The organism is Brevundimonas sp. Marseille-Q4549 (assembly GCF_976940555.1).
The window spans coordinates 2,211,472-2,229,259 of record NZ_CDRHXG010000001.1; the positions used below are offsets into that span (position 1 = coordinate 2,211,472).

Here is a 17,788-nt window from a genome sequence, read left to right on the forward strand (position 1 = left end):
ATCAGTTCAGGGTGAACTCAATGGCGACCGTCAGCGTCAAAGGCGCCGACAGGTTTTCCGGGACGGTCGGCAATGGCGTGGCACGCCGGACAGTGTCGAGCGCCTCGCGGTCGAGCGCTGCGACGCCCGAGGACCGGTCAAGACTGATCGCGCTCGGCCGACCGGAGCGGCTCAACGTGAATCTGACATAGGCCGTCCCGGTTTCACGGCGAGCCCGGGCAGATGCCGGATAACGCTTCACCTGCACCAGCCGCGCCATCACGCGTCCTTCGAAACTGTCCCGGGAGACCGGCGTCGGGGAAGCCGGCGGCGGATCAACACGCGGCGAGGCCGGAGCTGGCGTCGGCGGTGTGGGGGGCGCAACTGCGACAGGAAGAGGTTCTACCGCCGCCGCAAGCGGGAGGGGCGCAGGTCGTGGCGCGGGCGGCGCCGACGCCGGGGGCGGCGGCGTGGTCGACCGGATCACGTTCTGACGCGGACGCGGATCCTCAGGCGGGGTCAGCGCCCTGGGGGGCGATGGACGAACCCGGGGCTCCAGTTGCACGAGGATGACCGGCTCCGCCGCGGGCTCGCGCCGCAGATCGGGGCGGACGATCGAAAGCCCGGCAATCACAGCCGCGTGGCCGACAACAACGATCAGGACCGCGAGCATACGCTCGCGGCCCCGACGTCGTGACCCTTGAACGGCGACTGGCGTCAGCACGGGGATGGGCTCGCCAGTCGCCGATCTGGACGGGTAGGAGGCGCCGTCCATTTCATCAGGCCTAGAACCGCGTGGTCAGGCCGACCCGGAAAGCGCGCGGGCCGCCCGGGGTGATGTTGTTGTTGCTGTGCGCCGTGGCGAAGTAGTCCTCGTCCAGCAGGTTCTCGACATTGAGCTGAACATCGATCCGGTCGGTCAGCGCATAGAACAGGGCGCCGTCAACGCGGGTGAAGCTCGGCATCACCTGGGTGTTGTCGGACGCCGTGAAACGGTCGCCCTGGTAGATGACGCCGAGGCCAGCGCCGAACCGCGGCGTGAAGTCATAGCGGCTCCAGATCGAGGCGCTGTTTTCCGCCACGTTGGCCAGCTTGTTGCCGGCTAGGACCGTCGTCGATTGCGCCGCCGTGATTTCGGCGTCGAGACGGGTGTAGGCCGCGACCACGCTCCACTGTTCGGTGATCTGTCCCGTGGCGCTCAGTTCCACCCCCTTGCTGCGCTGGCCATCGACGAGGATGGACTGCGCCGGGTTGGCGGGGTCAGGCACGACGACATTGCTGCGATCGAGCTGGAAGACGGCGGCGGTCAGGCTCAGGCCCGGCGTCACGTCCCATTTGGCGCCGAGTTCGTAGTTGTCGAACTCCTCCGGATCGAGCGCGCGGTTCGTCGGCGTCAGGCCGGTCAGTTGCTCGCCCGAACGCGGCAGGTAGGTCTTGGTGTAGCTGCCATAGAGCGAGAGATTGTCCATGGGCTTGAACACCAGGCCGGCGCGCGGCGACCACAGATTGTCGGTTGCCTCCGTGCGGACGTTGTTGCGGCGGTTCAGAACCTCGCTTTCGATGTGCTCGTAGCGTACGCCCAGGATCAACTGCAGCTGCGAGGTCAGCTCGATCTGGTCCTGCAGGTAGCCAGCCGCCAGCTTCGTCACGCCCTCGTTGCTGGCATCCGTCGCACTCGGCGCCCAGGTCAGCGGTTGATTGATCGTCGGGTTGGTCAGCGGCGCGTTGAAGGTCGTGCCGCCGCCCGGGAAGTACCCGGTCAGGCGCAGGTTGTCGGTTTCCTGGCGGCCGAACTCGGCGCCGGCCAGGAAGGTGTGCCGAACCGAGCCGGTGTCCGCGTAGAAGACGAGGTCAGTCTGGTTGATCAGGTTCTGACGCGTGGTGGCGTTGTTGTATGCCGAGATCGGCACGGTCTGGGTGGCGGCGTTCACCGCGCCCGGGAAGACGTTCTGGTAGAACTTGTCGTAGTCGGCCAGGCGAGTGCGGTTGCGCAGGGTCAGTCCGTTGTCGAACCGGTGCTCGAAGGCGATGCTGAGAGCATCGACGTCGGTATCGGTCGGGCTGCGAGCCGGGTCGCCGAAGAAGGTGTCGCGATAGCCGTCCACCGGACGGGCCGGGTTTGCCCGTGTCCCGCCCGGATTGGCCGAGACCCCGCGGTCGGCGATGCGGCGGTCTTCAAAATGCTCGTAGCCCAGCTGCAGCAGGGTGTTGTCGCCCAGGCGGAAGCTGGCGGTCGGATTGATGCCGAACTTCTCGTAGGTCACGCCATCCCGGTAGCTGCCGCTGTCCTCATAGAGGCCCGTGACGCGCAGCGCGGTCGTGTCGCTGACCTCGAAATTGTAGTCGACCGTCCCGCGATAGAAGTCGTGTGAACCGGCCTCGAGGCGCAGCTCGTTCTCGACATCCCATCCGGCCTGGCGGGTCACACGATTGATCAGACCGCCCGAGCCGCCGCGGCCGAAGATCATGGCGTTGGGGCCCTTCAGGACCTCGACGCGCTCCACATTGTAGAGGTCGCGGTAGTACTGGGTGTCGTCGCGAAGGCCGTCGGTGAAGTAGTCCGCCGTCGAGGCGATGCCGCGGAAGATGATCGCATCGCGGTTGCCTTCGCCTTGGGCGTAGGTCACGCCGGGCACATAGCGGACAAGATCGTTCAGCCCAACCAGGCCCTGGTCATTGATCTGGTCGCGGGTGACGACAGTGATCGCCTGCGGAGTGTCGATCAGAGCCGTTTCGGTCTTGGTGGCGGAGGTGCTGGTCGGGGCGACGTAGCCTTGGTCGCGACGCGGCTGGATGCCGAAATCTCCGGCCTGGTCGTCGACACGAAGGGTGCCCAGAGGAACGGCGGGCTGTTGCTGCGCGAAGGCGGGAGCCGCCACGCACAGAGCCGTGGACGCCAGCAGAACGGGGGCGAGTTTGCGGATGAGCGGGGTCTGGATCGGATTCACCTGAAGGTCCTCACGCGGCGGGATAGCGCCGTTCGTTTTTGCGATTCATTCGCGGGACCGCCAGCTACTGCGATTGAGAATGCCTTTCAACAAGCAAGCAGGGCCTTCGGCGTAACCGTACTCTTCCCGTCATGTTACGCGAATGTTCGCCCTCCCATGGTCCCCGCCATCGAAGGAGCGCTCTTGGAAATTTGGGAAGCTTGTCGGCGGCGGGGTGTGCGGCCGACGGGGCCGCGCTTGGCCGTGGCCAGGGTCTTTGCGGAGACCGAGGATCTGCTCGACGTGGAGACGATCTGGCGACGTCTGAACGTGGAGGGCGCGAGTTTGTCCCGCACGGCGATCTATCGGGCGGTGAAGGATCTGAGCAACGCGGGCGCCATCCGCGTTCACGCGGTTGCGGGCAGCGGCAGGACCTATTTCCAGAAGCACACCGAGCTGCCGCCCATCAGCCTCGTCGACATCGATCAGGGTGACATCATTGCGCTGAACGCGCCGGATCTCGCCGCCAGGATCGGCAGCGCCGTTAAGAACGCGGGCTATGACCTGGCGGGCGGGATGGAGGTTCGTGTCACACGTCGTCGCTGAGTTCCGCGCGGGTGTCAGGCGGATTTGAGCGCGATCAGAATGACGCCGGAGGTGATCAGCGCCACGCCCAGCCAGGCGCGCGGCGAGAGATGTTCCCTGAGGAACGCGACCCCGAAGATCGCCACCAGCACGACGCTGATCTTTTCGACGGGAGCGACCTGCGCCGCCTGCCCGAGACTGAGCGCGCGGAAATAGCAAAGCCAGGACGCGCCGGTCGCGAGGCCGGAGAGGATCAGAAAAACCCAGGCGCGGGCCGGTAATGGCTGGTCCGTCTGAAATCCACTGGTCAAGGCGACGATGGCGCCGGCGAAGACCAGGATCACCAGTGTTCTGATGAAGGTCGCGTAGTTCGGATCGATCGTCTGAACCCCGGCCTTCGCAAAGATCGCGGTCAGCGCTGCGAAGGCGGCCGAGAGCAGGGCCCAGGGGAGCCAATGGGTCATGGACGCCCCGGCTTCGAGCCATCGACCCATCAGTCCTCAACTCCGCTTGGCGGCCGGGTCGGGGGCAGGGGAGAGATAGTGGGCGTGCCCGTATCGTCGGCCTCCCGCGGCAAAAACCTGAGGATCCAGAGACTGACCGCAAACACGATGACAAAGCCCGCCAGGCCCACGGCGATCTGATGGGGAAGCAGGCGTTCCCAGCCGAGGATGGCGGTCATGGCCAAAGCGAAGAAGCCCAGCGCGACGTATCCGAGCCAGCGTGCCCACAGGATCAACGAGGTCGTTTTCTGATGAGGAGACAGCGCCATCACGGTCCCTTGGGTGGTTCACGTCCCATTTCACTACGAAGTCGATGACTTTTCCAACCCTGTCGTCCGGAGCGCATCTGAGCGGACCTTCGCGCCATTGCGCAGGCGCACCCCTCCGATAGCTTGGGCGGATGTCCGATGACGTCGAAGTCTATGTAGGGTGCATAGCGCTCCCCTCCGCCGAGATCCTCGGCTGGCGCGCGCTCGTCGATACGGTCTTCACGGAGGCCGATTTTGTGTCGCGGCCGCGGGCAACTGCGCATCGGCAGTTACGCGAACATGCGGATCGATATCGCGACGAACCGCTGGCCAGCTACCATTATCTGCGTGCGCCCGCCCGCACCGTTCGCAAACGCCTCCTGATCCAGGGCTACACGACGGAGTTCTGCGCCCAAGCCTGGGACATCGCGCGACGCCATGCGGTCGAATTGAACCGTCGTTGGGCCAGCCCTGATGGGGACAGCGCGGCCGCGCTCGCCGTCATGGAAAGTATTACCTATGAGGCGTGGAAGAAGGCGGTGGCCGAGGCTGCCCGCTCAAAGCAACTGATCGCCGGGCGCCATCAGCCTTGGGATCTACTGAGCCTGCTGGATGGCCCGAGCGATCCGTTTGTTCAACTCGCCATGCTCACCGAGATAGAAGCCCGCTCGACGGTCTGGATGGATTGTTCGCACCTCTACGAGGATGAAGACACCGTCGTGCCTCCCCAGGAGCTGGCACGTGAAGAACAGGCGGAGGAGGCGCTTTACCCGAACGGCAAGATCATCGTCCTGACCGAAGGCAAATCCGATACGCGCATCATCACGGCGGCGCTGCGGGCCTTCTATCCGGAGTACGCGGACCTCTATCAGTTTATCGACTTCGATGAATTCCGCATCGAGGGCGGCGCATCTCTGCTCGCAGGGATGGTGAAGGCGCTGTCCGGCGCCCGCGTCCAGAACCGTCTTCTGGCGCTGTTCGACAATGACGCCGCCGGCCTGGAGGCCATGGCCTCGCTGAAGGCTGTGAAGTTTCCCCGCACCGTAAGACTGCGGTCGCTGCCCCGCACCGAACTCGCCGCCGACTATCCCACCTTGGGCCCGGGAGGTCTGACCCGAATGGATGTCAACGGCTCCGGGGCGCCCCTGGAGCTCTACCTGGGCCGTTCCTCGCTCACGGACGCAGCCGGCGCTCTGAGACCCATTCGATGGAAGGAATGGAAGGGCGGCGTGGAGCGCTATCAGGGGGTGGTTCAGGACAAGGACGCGGTCGCCAAGGCGTTCGAGACCGCCATCCAGGGCACGCATCACCCTTCGGCGCTGCGTAAGCGATTTCCTGAAATGGACCTCTTGCTGCGCTCCATCTTCGACGCGTTCGAGGACAACGCTCCGCCGCTGGACCTGCCCTAAGACCCGACGCTCTCCGGATATCGCGCAAGCGAGCGGTAGAGGGTGCTCCGGGAGACGCCGAGCGAGGACGCCACGCCTGCCATCGTCTGGTCCGGGTGCTCCAGAAGGAGCCGGGCCTGCGCGACCTGACGCTTGGTAAGCGACTGGCGCCGTCCGCCATTTCGGCCCCTCGCGCGGGCAGCGGACAGTCCGGCCATTGTGCGTTCACGGATCAGGTCCCGTTCCATCTCGGCGAGCGCCGCCATCATGTGGAAGAAGAACCGGCCGGCCGGCGTGGTCGTGTCGATGCCGTCGGTCAGGCTCCTGAACTCCACACCCCGACCCCGCAGACTGGCGACGAACTCGACGAGTTGACCGACTGTCCGACCCAGACGGTCCAGCTTCCAGACGACGAACACATCTCCCGCCCGGGCGTGGGACAAGGCTTCGGTCAGCGCGGCCCGCTCCGTCCGCACGCCGGACGCCACCTCGCAGAATGTGCGCTCGCATCCCGCCTTCTCCAGCGCGTCGGTTTGGAGGGCGAGGTTCTGGTCGGCGGTCGATACCCGCGCATATCCGATCAGCATGTCGCAAAACCCGTCAGCGTCTTCGATCCTGACACATAGAATCAGCGACAGGGTTTCGACACAAGAAGGGCCGAGCAGCGACGCGGGTCACGCTCCGTCGACCGGCAGCGTGTCAGAAACGAACGTTTGTGAGACGCCGGTCCTGCCCGATCTGGCAAACTGCAAACCTGCAAGTAGAGCGGTGCCGAGGACTCTCACACCAATTTGATAAGCCGCGAAATCCGTGCTAATTCAGTTAAGTCTTTGCGACGCGTTACATGTAATTCGCGCGCGCCAATAGCTGGCGAAGCCTGTAGCCGCCAGAGTTGCGATCATACATTTTCGGAGTCGTGAGTTGCCCTCCCATCCAGCTGGAGGACTTGCTCATGACTGCCCCGTCGTCTTCTCAAGGACCCGACTCGTCACATCGTGACGATCCGCTCGCCGGATTGCCGGAGTGCGTGATCGTCGCCACGGAACAGCTTCTCTGCGATCTGCTTGAGGCGGCGACCGCCGAGGTCGACCTGGACAACTGGGATGTCCAGGCGGCCGAACTCGACGTCGCGGTGAAGGGATCTCAGGCCGCTTGGTTGGTCACCGTCACGGACCTCACCACGCGGTCGATCTTGGGTTCGACCACGGTGTTCGAGCCGGTCTCGACTGAGGCGGTTGCGGCATGAGCGCGGTCGAGCCGATCACGGGCGGCGATCTCGAAAGCATGTCCGAGGAGCGGTTCGCGCAACTGGCCGCCCGGGCTCGTGGGATCGCCGACCTCGCGACGCGGGAGCGGAGAACTGTCTGGGACGTGGAGACGGCGGCCGAACGCGCCGGCGTCAGCCGGGCGACCGTTTACCGTGATCTACAACGAGCCCGAGGGGAGGGGAGGACGACCATCCGGGACCTGACGGGCCGCAAGGGCGGCTTCCCCAAGGGCCGGAGCCGCCTTCATCCGCATGTGGAGGCCGTTGTGGCTGAAGCCCTGAGGACGCACTACCTGTCGCCCAACAAGCCGCCTTTGACGGAAACGGTGAAGGTCATTGAAGACGCGTGTGAGCGGCTGGGGCTGCCCGGTCCGAGATACACTACGGTCCGACGCCGCCTCCAAAGGATGAAACGCGCAGCGGTGCTCGGACGTCGCGACGGAAGGAAGGCTCGTGAAGCTGCGACCGCTCGGCCGGGCAGCTATGAGATCGAGCACCCTTGGGACTGCTGGCAGATCGATCACACCAAGGCCGACGTCATTCTCGTCGACAAGGAGAGCCGGAAACCAGTCGGGCGCCCGTGGCTGACGGTCATCATCGATGTCGCCACCCGCATGGTGGCGGGCTTCTATGTTTCGCTCGAACCGCCCTCGATTCTGCGGGCCGGAACCGCTCTGGATCTGGCCGTGCAGCCCAAGGGCGCCTGGTTGAAACAGATGGGGCTCGACTATCGCTGGCCGGTCGAGGGACTGCCCAAGCTTGTCCATTCTGATCGTGCCGGCGAATTCCAGTCTCGCGCCTTCGAGCGGGCGTTGGCCAACCAGGGCGTAGACACTTTCCTGCGCCCGCCCGGCAAGGCTCACTGGGGCGGCCACATCGAGCGAATGATCGGCACGATGATGGGCCGGTGCAAGATGCTGCCGGGCGCCACCCAGCGAAGCCCTAAAGAGCGTGGCGACTACGACGCCAGCAAGGGAGCGGCCCTGGACATCGACCAGCTCGAGCTCTGGTTCGCCCACCAGATCCTTGGGGAGTACCACAACACCGTTCACAGCGCGCTTGGCTGCACGCCGCTCGAAGCTTGGGACCGTAAGGTGGCTGGCCTGCATCCGCGGCGACCGGACGATCCCGAGGGCTTTCGGATCGATCTCTTCCCGGAAATCACCCGCACTCTGACCCGCACAGGCCTGAAGGCCTTCGGCGAAGAGTACGCGTCAGAAGACACCACGCTCGCCTACGCTGAAGGACGAACCAAGGTGCGTCTGAAGTTTGATCCCCGCAACCTCGGCTGCGTCTACCTCCAGATAGCCAAGCGATGGATCCGCGTGCCGTACCGGCTGCCGAACTACTCAGGGCGCCATCCAACCCTCTGGTTCTACAACTACGCCCGTCGGCTCGCGCTGGTGCTCGGCGCGCCCCTCGAGGGCATCCTCGCGCGCGCGGCCCGCCAGCGGTCAGAGGAGTTGTTACACGGCGAAGCCCATGGATCCAAAATCGCCCGGCTGGCAGTCGAACGCCTCCGCCACGCTCGCGCGACCACGGAAGCCCCGCCGGCGCAGCATGAAGACGATAGCTGGGGAGGCGCGCTGTGATCGATGACACCAGCGATCCGTTCGCCCATCTGGACGACCGGGTGAAGGACAGCGCGCTGGCGACTGACGCATCCCGGCTGGCGCTCATCTCCAGCGACTGGTGGATATCCTATCCGCCCGGAGACGAGGTCATAACCAGGCTGTTTGAATTGATCGATCTGCCGCTCAGGCAAAGGCCGCCATCCGTCGTTGTCCACGCGCCGCCGAACTATGGGAAATCGGCGATCATCGACCGGTTCAAGGCGCTCTACGCCGGCCGGGTATCGCGTGACGAGGCTGACAAGGACGGCGTCGTCGTCATTCAGGCACCGCCCACGGTCGACGAGAAGCGCCTCTATCTCGAGATCCTCTCTGCGATTGGCGCGAGCGCTCCCGAGACGACGACGGCGCGGCTTCGGGCGATGGTCGTCAATCAGCTGCGCCTACGCCGCACCCGCCTGCTGATCATCGACGAGTTGCAGCACGCCTTGCTGCAGCGGGCCAGCGCTCAGCAGGTCGTCCTGAACACCCTGAAGTACCTGTCCAATGAACTGGGCCTTTCCATCGCCGGTTTCGGTTCGCGGGAGTCGAAGGCCCTCGTTTATTCCGACGAGCACCTTGCCCAGAGGTTTGAGGTTATCGCCCTCCCGGCCTGGGACAAGAAGCACAGCTGGGTCGTCGACGTGGTCCGCCAGCGCATCGCGTTGTTTCCGCTGCGTCGGCCGACCGTGGTCGATCGACGCTTCATGAACCTGCTACTTCAGCTGTGCGGCCCCACGGGCGGGCGAATGCTGGCCATGCTGGAACGCTGTGCACGGTCGGCTATTCGCGACGGCAGCGAGCGTCTGTCGGTCGAGCTGCTGGAAGCCGTGGCGCTCAAAGGCGAGCGGCTCGAAAATGGGGTTTGATCGGCCGCATGGGGCGACGCTCTCATTTCCCGTCGTCAAGCGGGAGGAGGGGGAGGCGCTGTCCTCCTGGCTGGCCCGCATCGCGAGGACGCATCTGCTGGATATGGATCATGTCGCCGTTGAGATCGGCTGTCCCCTGCAGTTGGTCGACCACGCGCCTGGCGAAGAGGTCCTCGTTCAGATCGCCCGGCGCACCGCCGTCGACCTCGACCAGGTCAGAGCGGCGGTGCATCCTATTCTCACGATTACTGAGCGACCTTCGCGCGCAGAGTTGGATTGGCGGGTATGCGCCTGCTGTCTTGCCGGAGACGCCGAGGCGGGGAGGCCGCTCCATGTGAGGACAGCGTGGACCCACCCGCTTTCGACGGTGTGTCTCAAGCATGGCGCGCCGCTCCTGATACCGACAGAGGCGCAGGCCTCGGTCATGCTTCCGTTCGATGTCAGCCTGCCCCGTCAGGATCATGGGTTGTCGAACGTCGAGCAGGAGCCCTTAGACAGCCTTCTATTCGCCGCCCAGATGGTCGACCCGGTCCGATCAGCCGCCTCGCACGTCACAACTTCAGTCCGCGAGGTGAGGGACCTCGTCGACGCGCTTTCCGTCCAGATCAACCTGGCCTTGGGAAGGGGCGCCGCGCTGACCCTTTTTGAAGAGCCTCGTCGGGGCCGTCACATCGCGCCGCTTGCGCTCACTCTGCCAGAAGGTCTCCTAATGGTGCTGGACCCGGCCGATCGGCTTCTGTTCGCGCGCGCCGCCATCGCTCTGCGCTGGCCGTCGCCCGGCTATTGTCATGAGCGGGAAGTGCTAGGCGATTGGTTTTCCCGCGTGGTGGCGCTCGTCGTGCCCAAGGGCCGGCGGCGAGTGATCGGCGACGTCGGCATGGACCCGCTGGGGCTGCTGGCCGTGGCCCTGCCAGTCCAAGCGTTTCATCAGCTACGCGCGCGGGTGCACGGCTGGTCCGACGAGCTCCAAACTCGATGGGCTGCGGCTGAGCAACTGGCCGCCTTGGCCGGCCTCAACTGAGGCGTGCGAAGTCATTCTCGATGGTGCTCACGGCGGACGTTAATACCCCGCCATGCTCGAGCTGCTCGCGAGAGAAGCGCTCCGAGAGCGAGCACCGCGAAGAAGACCAGCACGACCAACAATGAAAACTCGTCGAGCACGACCTAGCCCTCCGTCGAACGTTGCCAGATAGCTATATAGCCTGACCGAGAAATCGGAGCACGCTGTGTTGACGCCGGCGACTAGACGTGGAGTCCACGATCAGCGATTCTCCCGCCGCAGCAGGGAGTTTGCCGATGACAGAGCCAGAACCCACACACATCCGCGATGAAGTTGACTGGGGTATACCCCGGGCCAACCTGTCCATGCGTATTCCGCGATGGGCCCACAAACGGATGAAAGCCGTTGCCCGTGACGAGGGCAGGACGGTCGCCGACCTCTATTCCGACGTCGTGCAGGAATTCCTGGATAACCAGATCGATCGCTGGAAGAACGGGCTGATCGCGGGACCCACGTCGTCGCCCTCGACATCTCTCGCCGTGCCGCGGCCTCTGGCGAACCGCGTCCGTGGGATCGCCGAAGATCGCGACGTGATCATCAGCGACATCATCTACACCGCAGTTCTGCTGCACCTGGGCGAAGCGCCGCCGAGCGCCGCCGCCGCCTGAGCTACGAGCCGGGCTGGCCACTCAAGCTGCGCTCATGATCACGGAGTCGCAGCAATTCGATCAAACTCGACTGATCTGAACTCAAACCCGCTGCGAATGGTCGTGGCCGGTGAGATTCTCAAGGAATGAGAAAAGTGACAATAGCTAGGGCTACAGCGGCTCCAATATCTATCGTCTAAGATATATTATGCGAAATAATATGCCGCCCTCATTAAGGCGGATCTTGAATCCATAGCTCTCTCAATGCCTTCGGCAGGATTTCTGACAGGTCTTCCGAGATCAGACCTGGGCCGAACCCCAATGCGGCGGCGCTGTGCAGCCATACGGCGGCGCTGGCGGCGTCGAAGCTGGACATGCGTTGGGCGATCAGCCCGCCGATCATGCCGGCCAGGACGTCGCCGGTTCCGGCGGTGGCCAGCCATGGCGAACCGTTGATGTTGCGGCGGGCGCGACCGTCCGGCGATGCGACGATGGTCTGGGCGCCTTTCAGCACGACCACGGCCTGAGCGCGTCGAGCAGCCTCCAAGGCGGCCTTCTCGCGGCCCTGGTGCAGCAGTCCGGGAAACAGCCGCTCGAACTCGCCTTCATGAGGCGTCAGGACGTCGTCGCGGTCCACAAGGGCGAACAGCTCAGGGGCGCGACCCTTGAACATCGTCAGGGCGTCGGCGTCGATCACCAGCACCGCGCCGCTCATAGCCACGGCCTGAAGATTGGCGACCGTGGCGTCGTCCAGGCCCGCCGCCGGTCCGATGACGACGGCGTCCGCCATCTCGACCTCGCGGCCCAGAGCGTCGGCCGAGCCGAACGGCGTCAGCATCACCGCCTCGATCGCCGGCGCGATGACCGAGACCGCGTCCGGCGGACACAGAATACGCACCACGCCCGCGCCGATGCGCAGGCCCGCGCGCGCCGCCAGCCGCGCCGCACCCGTCTGGTGCGCCTTGCCCGACACCACCACCAACCGACCGCGCGCATGCTTGTGCGTGTCAGGCCCCGGCCAGGGCAGAAAATTGCGCCACAGCGCCGGATCGTTGGTTTCAATCATCAGAGCCCCGACAATCCGTGTTTCTTCTGCGAAAACTGCTTGCTTTCAGCGGCCTTGCCGTGTCCCATTCCCGCCCGAGCGCCGCTATTTTCCGTGCGCCGCTCAGGGGTCGCCATGAAGAAAATCGAAGCCATCATCAAGCCTTTCAAGCTGGATGACGTCAAGGAAGCGCTCCAGGACGTGGGCGTGCAAGGCATGACGGTGCTGGAGGCCAAGGGATATGGCCGCCAGAAAGGTCATTCGGAACTGTATCGCGGGGCCGAATACGTCATCGACTTCCTGCCCAAGATCAAGATCGAGGTCGTCGTCGCCAACGACCTCGCGCCCGCCGTCGTCGAGGCCATCCAGACCTCGGCGCGCACCGGCAAGATCGGCGACGGCAAGATCTTCGTCTCCGACGTGGCCGATGTGATCCGCATCCGCACCGGCGAGACCGGAGCCCAGGCCGTCTGATCGCGACTACCCCTCCCCTGGCCCTCGGCCCCCGGGTCGTCGGTCGGGTTCCTCCCCAAAACGACCAAGAACAGGACCCACGAGAATGAGCGCCAGCAAGATCCTTAAAGAGATCAAGGAGAACGATGTCGAATACGTCGACATCCGCTTCACCGACACGCGCGGCAAGCTGCAGCATGTCACCTTCGACATCGACCTGGTCGACGAAGACTTCCTGAACGAAGGCACGATGTTCGACGGTTCGTCGATCGCCGGCTGGAAGGCCATCAACGAGTCCGACATGCTGCTGAAGCCGGACCTGACCACGGCCTACATCGACCCCTTCTATCAGCAGAAGACGATGTTCCTGTTCTGCGACGTGCTGAACCCCGACACCAACGAACCCTATAACCGCGACAGCCGCTCGATGGCCAAGAAGGCCCTGGCCTATGTCCAGTCGTCGGGCGTGGGCGATCAGGTCTATTTCGGCCCTGAAGCCGAGTTCTTCATCTTCGACGATGTGCGCTGGTCGACCCAACCGCATGACACCGGCTACGCCTTCGATTCGACGGAACTGCCCGCCAACACGGGCTCGGAATACTCCGAGGGCAACATGGGCCACCGCCCTGGACCGAAGGGCGGCTATTTCCCGGTCAATCCGGTCGACAGCGGCCAGGACCTGCGCGGCGAGATGCTGGCGGTCATGCGCGACCTGGGCCTGCAGCCCGAAAAGCACCACCACGAGGTGGCGCCGGCCCAGCACGAACTGGGTCTGAAGTTCTCGGACCTGCTGACCATGGCCGACCGGCTTCAGCTCTACAAATACGTCATCCACAACGTCGCCGCCGCCTATGGCAAGACCGCGACCTTCATGGCCAAGCCCATGTTCGGCGACAACGGCTCGGGCATGCACGTGCACCAGTCGATCTGGCGCGACGGCAAGCCCCTTTTCGCCGGCGACAAATACGCCGGCCTGTCGCAGGAGTGTCTGTGGTACATCGGCGGCATCATCAAGCACGCCAAGGCCATCAACGCCTTCTCCAACTCGACCACCAACAGCTACAAGCGTCTGGTGCCAGGCTATGAGGCGCCGGTGAAACTGGCCTATTCGGCCCGCAACCGTTCGGCCTCGATCCGCATCCCGCACGTTTCGTCGCCCAAGGCCAAGCGTCTGGAAGCCCGATTCCCCGATCCGATGGGCAACCCCTATCTGACGTTCGTGGCCCTGCTGATGGCGGGTCTGGACGGCATCGAGAACCGCATCGATCCGGGCGCGCCCGCCGACAAGAACCTCTACGACCTGCCGCCGGAAGAGCGCGGTTCCATCCCCGAGGTCTGCGGCTCGCTGAAGGAAGCGCTGGAGAGCCTCGACAAGGACCGCGCCTTCCTCAAGAAGGGCGGCGTCATGGACGACGACTTCATCGACGCCTACATCGCGCTGAAGGAAGAAGAAGTCGCCCGCCTGCAACTGCACCCGCACCCGGTCGAGTTCGACATGTACTATAGCTGCTGATCCTCGGATCAGGTTGAAAAGCGAAAGGCCGGACGAGCGATCGTCCGGCCTTTTTGCTGCTTCATGGAATATCGAAACCCGTCAGGCGCAGGCTTCGGCAGTCGTTTCAGGCGACTTCGGCTTCCAGGGCGTCGGTCTTCTTGCGGCGCAGTTCGATGATGCGGACGCACCAGATCGAGACCTCGTAGAGCAGCACCATGGGCAGGGCCAGCATCAACTGGCTGATGGGATCGGGCGGGGTGACGACGGCGGCGACCACGACCACGGCGACGATGGCGTAGCGCCGGCTCTGAGCCATCAGTTTGGAGTTGATCAGGCCGGCCAGACCCAGGAGCGTCATAACGACCGGCAGTTGGAAACACAGGCCGAAGGCTAGGATCAGCGCCGTCACCAGGTTCAGATAGTCCGACACCTTGGGCAGCAGTTCGGCCGCAACCCCCTCCCCGATGATCTGCTGGCTCAGTGAGAACCACATCACGAAGGGCAGCATGACGTAATAGACCAGGGCCGCGCCTAGAACGAACAGCACCGGCGCCGCGATCAGAAACGGCAGGAAGGCGCCGCGCTCGTTGCGATACAGGCCGGGCGCGACGAAGCGGTACAGCTGCCAGGCCAGGACCGGAAAGGCCACGATCACGGCGCCCAGCCCCGCCAGCTTCATCTTGGTGAACAGGATTTCCAGCGGCGCAGTATAGATGAGCTTGACCGTATTGTGGTCGACGTCCGGCACGGGGATCAGCCCCGCCGTCCCCAGGATCAGGTTGAACGGCGACACATGGCCGTGCGGCCCCACCGTCTGGTGGAAGGCGGCGGACACCACATAGGGCTTCACCAGAAACAGATACAGCGTCTCGGAAAAGGCGAAACAGCCGATGAAGGCGATGATGAAGGCGATGACGCAGATCAGCAGCCGCGACCGCAGCTCGATCAGATGATCCATCAAGGGCGCGCGCGACGCCTCGATCTCGGCCTCGTCACGATCAAAGGAGGTCAAAGCTCGGCGGCCTTCTTGCGCGTGACCTTGGGCTTGGCGGCCGGGGTCGTCTTGACGGCGGGTTTAGCCGCCGAGGTCTTGGCCTTTGCGGGCGTCTTGCGGGCCGCGGGCTTGGCGTCTGTGGTCTTGGGCGACGCCCGTTTCGCTTTGGGCTTGGCGACCGCCGCCGGCTCAGGCGTGGCGGTATCGGGCCATTCCGGCGCCGCTGGCGTCATGACCGGCTCGGGCAAGGCGACTGGATCGACCGGTGGGGTCGCGGGCCCGGTCAGGCCGGCGTTGATCTCCTTGAAGGCCGCGTCGGCCTGGGGCCCGAGAGGGTACATCCCCTGCCCCGTCCGCAGCGCCTCGACCTCCTTGCGCAATTCGTCCAGTTCGGACTGACGCGCCATTTCGTCGAAACTGGCGCGGAACTCATTGGCCATCGCGCGCGCCTTGCCGACCATCTGGCCGACACGACGCATCAGGATCGGCAAATCCTTTGGCCCCACGACAAGCAGGGCCACCAGGCCGATCACCAGAATTTCGAATCCCCCGACTCCGGGGCCGAGCCCGCCCATGCGGCAGCCCTTTCAGACGGCGGTCAGCGCTTCAGTTCTTCTTTTTCCGTGTCCGTGCGCGGCAGGGAGCTGACGCCGTCCTGCGGGCCGTCCTTCTTGCCGTCGTCCGACAGGCCGTCCTTGAAGGCGCGAATGCCCTTGGCCGCATCGCCCATGATGCTGGACAGCTTGCCACGTCCGCCGAACAGGACGGCGACCACGACAATGACGATGGCCCAGTGCCAGATGCTCATGGAGCCCATGGCGTATTCTCCTCATGGGGATCGGTCGTCCGATCCCATCCACTCTTATTCGACCCGCATATAGGCGCAGTCATGGCGTCCCGCCAAGGGAGGCTGTAGGCCTGCGCGACCATGAGTCCTTCCAATCACGTCATCATCCACACCGACGGCGCCTGCAAGGGCAATCCCGGCCCCGGCGGCTGGGGCGCCGTGCTTCAGGCGGGCGGCGGTCATGAAAAGGAACTGTGGGGCGGCGAGGCCAACACCACCAACAACCGCATGGAGCTGATGGCCGCCATCATGGCGCTTGAGGCCCTGAAGCGGCCCTGCAAGGTCGAACTGCACACCGACAGCAAATACGTCATGCAGGGAATCACGGAATGGATGCGCGGCTGGAAGGCGCGCGGCTGGCTGACCGCCGACAAGAAGCCGGTGAAGAACGCCGACCTGTGGCAAAGGCTGGACGCCGCTCGCGCCCGCCACGAGGTCAGATGGCGCTGGGTGAAGGGTCACGCCGGCCATGAACTGAATGAACGCGCGGACCAATTGGCCAATCGCGGGGTGGCGGAGCTGAAGGCGCGCTAGACCGCCTCGACCTGCTTTTCAGGTTCGGCAGGCGGGCGACGAACCCTGGCGCCGCTCATCACCGCGCCGAACAGGGCGACGACGGCGGCGATCTGGAAGCCGTGCGCCACGCCGTTCGCCGGCGCGGCCGACAGCAGAAAGGCCACGACCACGGCGCCCAGCGCCTGGCCCACGACCCGCGCCATACCCAGCGCTCCTCCGGCCGCCCCGGCCCGTTCGCGTGGCGCTTCGGACAGCATGGCGCGATTGTTGGGCGACTGGAAGAAACCGAATCCGGCGCCGCAGACGGCCATGCGCCAGGCGATGTCGAAGTGGCTGGCACCGACGTCCAGGAAACTCAGCGCCATCAGACCACAGGCGAAGACCGTCAGCCCCATCGCCCCCAGAACCCCGGCCGAATAACGATCCGACAGATACCCCGCCAATGGCGCGGCGATCATGGTCGCCAGCGGCCAGGGCGTCATCAAGAGGCCGGTCTCCACCGCCGTCAGGCCCAGGCTGTTCTGCAGGAAGAACGGCAGGCTGACAAAGGCCATCATCTGGGCGGTGAAGGAGATCACCGAGGTCGCCACCGACAGGCTGAACATCGGGCGCTGCATCAGATCCAGCGGAAACAGGGGGGCGACGCGCGCGCGCTCGTGCCGAACCATAAGGACGCCGGCGACCAGGCCCGCGCCTGTCAGGCCAAAGCCCAGGACCGCCGCCTCGCCGTGCGCCAGCGATTGCAGACCGGTGATCACCAGGCCGAAGGCGGCGGCGTTCAACGCCGCCCCGCTCCAGTTCAGCTTGCGGCCTTGCAGCGGATTGCGCGGCAGGGTGAAGCCGGCCAGGGCTACGGCCAACAGGCCCAGCGGCACGTTCAGCGCGAAGAGCCAACGCCAGTGGCCGACCGCCAGGATTGCGCTGGCGATGGTCGGTCCGGCCGCGGCCGCCAGGGACACGATCACCGCATTGATTCCGACCGCCCGGCCCAGCAGGCGCTGCGGATAGGTGAAACGCACCAGGGCGCCGTTCACGCTCATGATCCCGGCCGCACCGAACCCCTGCAGCACCCGCGCCAGACTGAGCGTCTGAATCGAATCGGCGGAGGTGCAGGCCAGGGATGCAAGGGTGAAGACCACCAGGCCAGCCTGGGAGACGCGCCTATAGCCGACGATTTCGCCCAGCGACGCCAGCGGCAAAAGGGCCACGGCGATGGCGATCTGATAGGCGTTGACCACCCAGATCGAGGCGGCGGACGACGCTTGCAGGTCCTTGGCGATCGACGGCAGGGCGACATTGGCGATGGCCCCGTCCAGCACCGACAGGGTGATCCCCAGACCGATGGACACGATGGCCCAGTAGCGACGGGGAGCGGGAAGGCCGTCTTCGGTCAGCGCAGGACTGGAGATCATGCG

General features: G+C 64.9%; 21 protein-coding genes. 11 read left to right on the forward strand and 10 right to left on the reverse strand.

The window, feature by feature from the left end:
* Position 1: 1 nt before the first annotated feature.
* A complete protein-coding gene (locus ACWPV3_RS10830) occupies positions 2-259 on the reverse strand; it encodes a TonB family protein (RefSeq protein WP_201097296.1) in 258 nt (85 codons plus the stop codon).
* A 279-nt stretch (positions 260-538) separates the two neighbouring features.
* Between ACWPV3_RS10830 and ACWPV3_RS10835 the strand changes: the two genes are divergently transcribed.
* The gene (locus ACWPV3_RS10835) at positions 539-676 is read left to right on the forward strand and encodes a hypothetical protein (protein WP_201097294.1); all 138 of its coding nucleotides are present in this window, start codon (positions 539-541) and stop codon (positions 674-676) included.
* An 88-nt stretch (positions 677-764) separates the two neighbouring features.
* Here ACWPV3_RS10835 and ACWPV3_RS10840 read toward each other — a convergent pair whose 3' ends face one another.
* Positions 765-2,927, reverse strand: a complete 2,163-nt coding sequence (locus ACWPV3_RS10840; protein WP_453977859.1) for a TonB-dependent receptor — start codon at positions 2,925-2,927, stop codon at positions 765-767.
* A gap of 156 nt (positions 2,928-3,083) precedes the next feature.
* Here ACWPV3_RS10840 and ACWPV3_RS10845 point away from each other — a divergent pair, with 156 nt between their 5' ends.
* The gene (locus tag ACWPV3_RS10845; RefSeq protein ID WP_275945222.1) at positions 3,084-3,512 is read left to right on the forward strand and encodes a Fur family transcriptional regulator; all 429 of its coding nucleotides are present in this window, start codon (positions 3,084-3,086) and stop codon (positions 3,510-3,512) included.
* Between the two features lie 14 nt (positions 3,513-3,526).
* On the opposite strand, the gene ACWPV3_RS10850 is transcribed toward ACWPV3_RS10845, so the two are convergent.
* Both ACWPV3_RS10850 and ACWPV3_RS10855 read right to left on the reverse strand, forming a co-directional pair.
* Positions 3,527-3,955, reverse strand: a complete 429-nt coding sequence (locus ACWPV3_RS10850) for an EamA family transporter (protein WP_453977860.1) — start codon at positions 3,953-3,955, stop codon at positions 3,527-3,529.
* Positions 3,956-3,984: 29 nt separating this feature from the next.
* Positions 3,985-4,263 carry a hypothetical protein gene (locus ACWPV3_RS10855; protein ID WP_201097286.1) on the reverse strand — a complete coding sequence of 93 codons (279 nt, stop codon included), beginning with the start codon at positions 4,261-4,263 and terminating at the stop codon, positions 3,985-3,987.
* 131 nt (positions 4,264-4,394) lie between these two features.
* Between ACWPV3_RS10855 and ACWPV3_RS10860 the strand changes: the two genes are divergently transcribed.
* A complete protein-coding gene (locus ACWPV3_RS10860) occupies positions 4,395-5,651 on the forward strand; it encodes a hypothetical protein (protein WP_201097284.1) in 1,257 nt (418 codons plus the stop codon).
* On the opposite strand, the gene ACWPV3_RS10865 is transcribed toward ACWPV3_RS10860, so the two are convergent.
* Positions 5,648-6,217, reverse strand: a complete 570-nt coding sequence (locus tag ACWPV3_RS10865; protein ID WP_201097282.1) for a recombinase family protein — start codon at positions 6,215-6,217, stop codon at positions 5,648-5,650. The genes ACWPV3_RS10860 and ACWPV3_RS10865 overlap by 4 nt on opposite strands.
* A 365-nt stretch (positions 6,218-6,582) precedes the next feature.
* Between ACWPV3_RS10865 and ACWPV3_RS10870 the strand changes: the two genes are divergently transcribed.
* The 5 genes from ACWPV3_RS10870 (at position 6,583) to ACWPV3_RS10890 (ending at position 11,044) form a co-directional block, all read left to right on the forward strand.
* Positions 6,583-6,876, forward strand: coding sequence for a hypothetical protein (locus tag ACWPV3_RS10870; protein WP_201097280.1), 294 nt, complete (start codon positions 6,583-6,585; stop codon positions 6,874-6,876).
* Positions 6,873-8,489 carry a DNA-binding domain-containing protein gene (locus ACWPV3_RS10875; RefSeq protein ID WP_201097278.1) on the forward strand — a complete coding sequence of 539 codons (1,617 nt, stop codon included), beginning with the start codon at positions 6,873-6,875 and terminating at the stop codon, positions 8,487-8,489. The genes ACWPV3_RS10870 and ACWPV3_RS10875 overlap by 4 nt, the downstream gene beginning before the upstream one ends.
* Entirely contained in the window at positions 8,486-9,376 is an 891-nt protein-coding gene (locus tag ACWPV3_RS10880; RefSeq protein WP_201097276.1) for a TniB family NTP-binding protein, read from the forward strand. The genes ACWPV3_RS10875 and ACWPV3_RS10880 overlap by 4 nt, the downstream gene beginning before the upstream one ends.
* Positions 9,366-10,397: a TniQ family protein gene (locus ACWPV3_RS10885; RefSeq protein WP_201097273.1), complete on the forward strand. Its 1,032-nt coding sequence runs from the start codon at positions 9,366-9,368 to the stop codon at positions 10,395-10,397. The genes ACWPV3_RS10880 and ACWPV3_RS10885 overlap by 11 nt, the downstream gene beginning before the upstream one ends.
* Before the next feature lie 344 nt (positions 10,398-10,741).
* Positions 10,742-11,044 (forward strand): hypothetical protein, encoded by a 303-nt coding sequence (locus ACWPV3_RS10890; RefSeq protein ID WP_201097265.1) that lies wholly within the window; start codon positions 10,742-10,744, stop codon positions 11,042-11,044.
* Positions 11,045-11,255: 211 nt separating this feature from the next.
* Here the strand turns inward: ACWPV3_RS10890 and ACWPV3_RS10895 are convergent, their stop codons facing one another.
* Positions 11,256-12,089: an NAD(P)H-hydrate dehydratase gene (locus ACWPV3_RS10895; RefSeq protein ID WP_453977861.1), complete on the reverse strand. Its 834-nt coding sequence runs from the start codon at positions 12,087-12,089 to the stop codon at positions 11,256-11,258.
* Positions 12,090-12,203: 114 nt separating this feature from the next.
* Here ACWPV3_RS10895 and ACWPV3_RS10900 point away from each other — a divergent pair, with 114 nt between their 5' ends.
* Both ACWPV3_RS10900 and glnA read left to right on the forward strand, forming a co-directional pair.
* A complete protein-coding gene (locus ACWPV3_RS10900) occupies positions 12,204-12,542 on the forward strand; it encodes a P-II family nitrogen regulator (protein ID WP_292087873.1) in 339 nt (112 codons plus the stop codon).
* 85 nt (positions 12,543-12,627) lie between these two features.
* Entirely contained in the window at positions 12,628-14,034 is a 1,407-nt protein-coding gene (glnA, locus tag ACWPV3_RS10905) for a type I glutamate--ammonia ligase (RefSeq protein WP_292087874.1), read from the forward strand.
* A 106-nt stretch (positions 14,035-14,140) separates the two neighbouring features.
* Here the strand turns inward: glnA and tatC are convergent, their stop codons facing one another.
* The 3 genes from tatC to ACWPV3_RS10920 are packed head-to-tail and all read right to left on the reverse strand — an operon-like array spanning position 14,141 to position 15,827.
* Entirely contained in the window at positions 14,141-15,028 is an 888-nt protein-coding gene (gene tatC, locus ACWPV3_RS10910) for a twin-arginine translocase subunit TatC (RefSeq protein ID WP_292087875.1), read from the reverse strand.
* Positions 15,025-15,585, reverse strand: a complete 561-nt coding sequence (gene tatB / locus ACWPV3_RS10915; protein ID WP_453977862.1) for a Sec-independent protein translocase protein TatB — start codon at positions 15,583-15,585, stop codon at positions 15,025-15,027. The genes tatC and tatB overlap by 4 nt, the downstream gene beginning before the upstream one ends.
* Positions 15,586-15,608: 23 nt before the next feature.
* On the reverse strand, positions 15,609-15,827 hold the full coding sequence (locus ACWPV3_RS10920; protein WP_292087877.1) for a twin-arginine translocase TatA/TatE family subunit: 219 nt from the start codon (positions 15,825-15,827) through the stop codon (positions 15,609-15,611).
* Between the two features lie 111 nt (positions 15,828-15,938).
* On the opposite strand from ACWPV3_RS10920, the gene rnhA reads away from it, so the two are divergent.
* On the forward strand, positions 15,939-16,391 hold the full coding sequence (gene rnhA / locus ACWPV3_RS10925) for a ribonuclease HI (protein ID WP_312732774.1): 453 nt from the start codon (positions 15,939-15,941) through the stop codon (positions 16,389-16,391).
* On the opposite strand, the gene ACWPV3_RS10930 is transcribed toward rnhA, so the two are convergent.
* Positions 16,388-17,785: an MFS transporter gene (locus ACWPV3_RS10930; RefSeq protein WP_453977863.1), complete on the reverse strand. Its 1,398-nt coding sequence runs from the start codon at positions 17,783-17,785 to the stop codon at positions 16,388-16,390. The two genes, rnhA and ACWPV3_RS10930, sit on opposite strands and share 4 nt — an antisense overlap.
* Positions 17,786-17,788: the final 3 nt, after the last annotated feature.

What these genes read in the sequence shown, in the direction of transcription:
- ACWPV3_RS10830 (WP_201097296.1), bottom strand. Translation starts at nt 259, where the DNA reads ATGGCGCGGCTGGTGCAGGTGAAGCGTTATCCGGCATCTGCCCGGGCT.
- ACWPV3_RS10845 (WP_275945222.1), top strand. Translation starts at nt 3,084, where the DNA reads ATGGTCCCCGCCATCGAAGGAGCGCTCTTGGAAATTTGGGAAGCTTGT.
- ACWPV3_RS10850 (WP_453977860.1), bottom strand. Translation starts at nt 3,955, where the DNA reads ATGACCCATTGGCTCCCCTGGGCCCTGCTCTCGGCCGCCTTCGCAGCG.
- ACWPV3_RS10855 (WP_201097286.1), bottom strand. Translation starts at nt 4,263, where the DNA reads ATGGCGCTGTCTCCTCATCAGAAAACGACCTCGTTGATCCTGTGGGCA.
- ACWPV3_RS10860 (WP_201097284.1), top strand. Translation starts at nt 4,395, where the DNA reads ATGTCCGATGACGTCGAAGTCTATGTAGGGTGCATAGCGCTCCCCTCC.
- ACWPV3_RS10865 (WP_201097282.1), bottom strand. Translation starts at nt 6,217, where the DNA reads ATGCTGATCGGATATGCGCGGGTATCGACCGCCGACCAGAACCTCGCC.
- ACWPV3_RS10870 (WP_201097280.1), top strand. Translation starts at nt 6,583, where the DNA reads ATGACTGCCCCGTCGTCTTCTCAAGGACCCGACTCGTCACATCGTGAC.
- ACWPV3_RS10875 (WP_201097278.1), top strand. Translation starts at nt 6,873, where the DNA reads ATGAGCGCGGTCGAGCCGATCACGGGCGGCGATCTCGAAAGCATGTCC.
- ACWPV3_RS10885 (WP_201097273.1), top strand. Translation starts at nt 9,366, where the DNA reads ATGGGGTTTGATCGGCCGCATGGGGCGACGCTCTCATTTCCCGTCGTC.
- ACWPV3_RS10890 (WP_201097265.1), top strand. Translation starts at nt 10,742, where the DNA reads ATGCGTATTCCGCGATGGGCCCACAAACGGATGAAAGCCGTTGCCCGT.
- ACWPV3_RS10895 (WP_453977861.1), bottom strand. Translation starts at nt 12,089, where the DNA reads ATGATTGAAACCAACGATCCGGCGCTGTGGCGCAATTTTCTGCCCTGG.
- ACWPV3_RS10900 (WP_292087873.1), top strand. Translation starts at nt 12,204, where the DNA reads ATGAAGAAAATCGAAGCCATCATCAAGCCTTTCAAGCTGGATGACGTC.
- glnA (WP_292087874.1), top strand. Translation starts at nt 12,628, where the DNA reads ATGAGCGCCAGCAAGATCCTTAAAGAGATCAAGGAGAACGATGTCGAA.
- tatB (WP_453977862.1), bottom strand. Translation starts at nt 15,585, where the DNA reads ATGGGCGGGCTCGGCCCCGGAGTCGGGGGATTCGAAATTCTGGTGATC.
- ACWPV3_RS10920 (WP_292087877.1), bottom strand. Translation starts at nt 15,827, where the DNA reads ATGGGCTCCATGAGCATCTGGCACTGGGCCATCGTCATTGTCGTGGTC.
- rnhA (WP_312732774.1), top strand. Translation starts at nt 15,939, where the DNA reads ATGAGTCCTTCCAATCACGTCATCATCCACACCGACGGCGCCTGCAAG.
- ACWPV3_RS10930 (WP_453977863.1), bottom strand. Translation starts at nt 17,785, where the DNA reads ATGATCTCCAGTCCTGCGCTGACCGAAGACGGCCTTCCCGCTCCCCGT.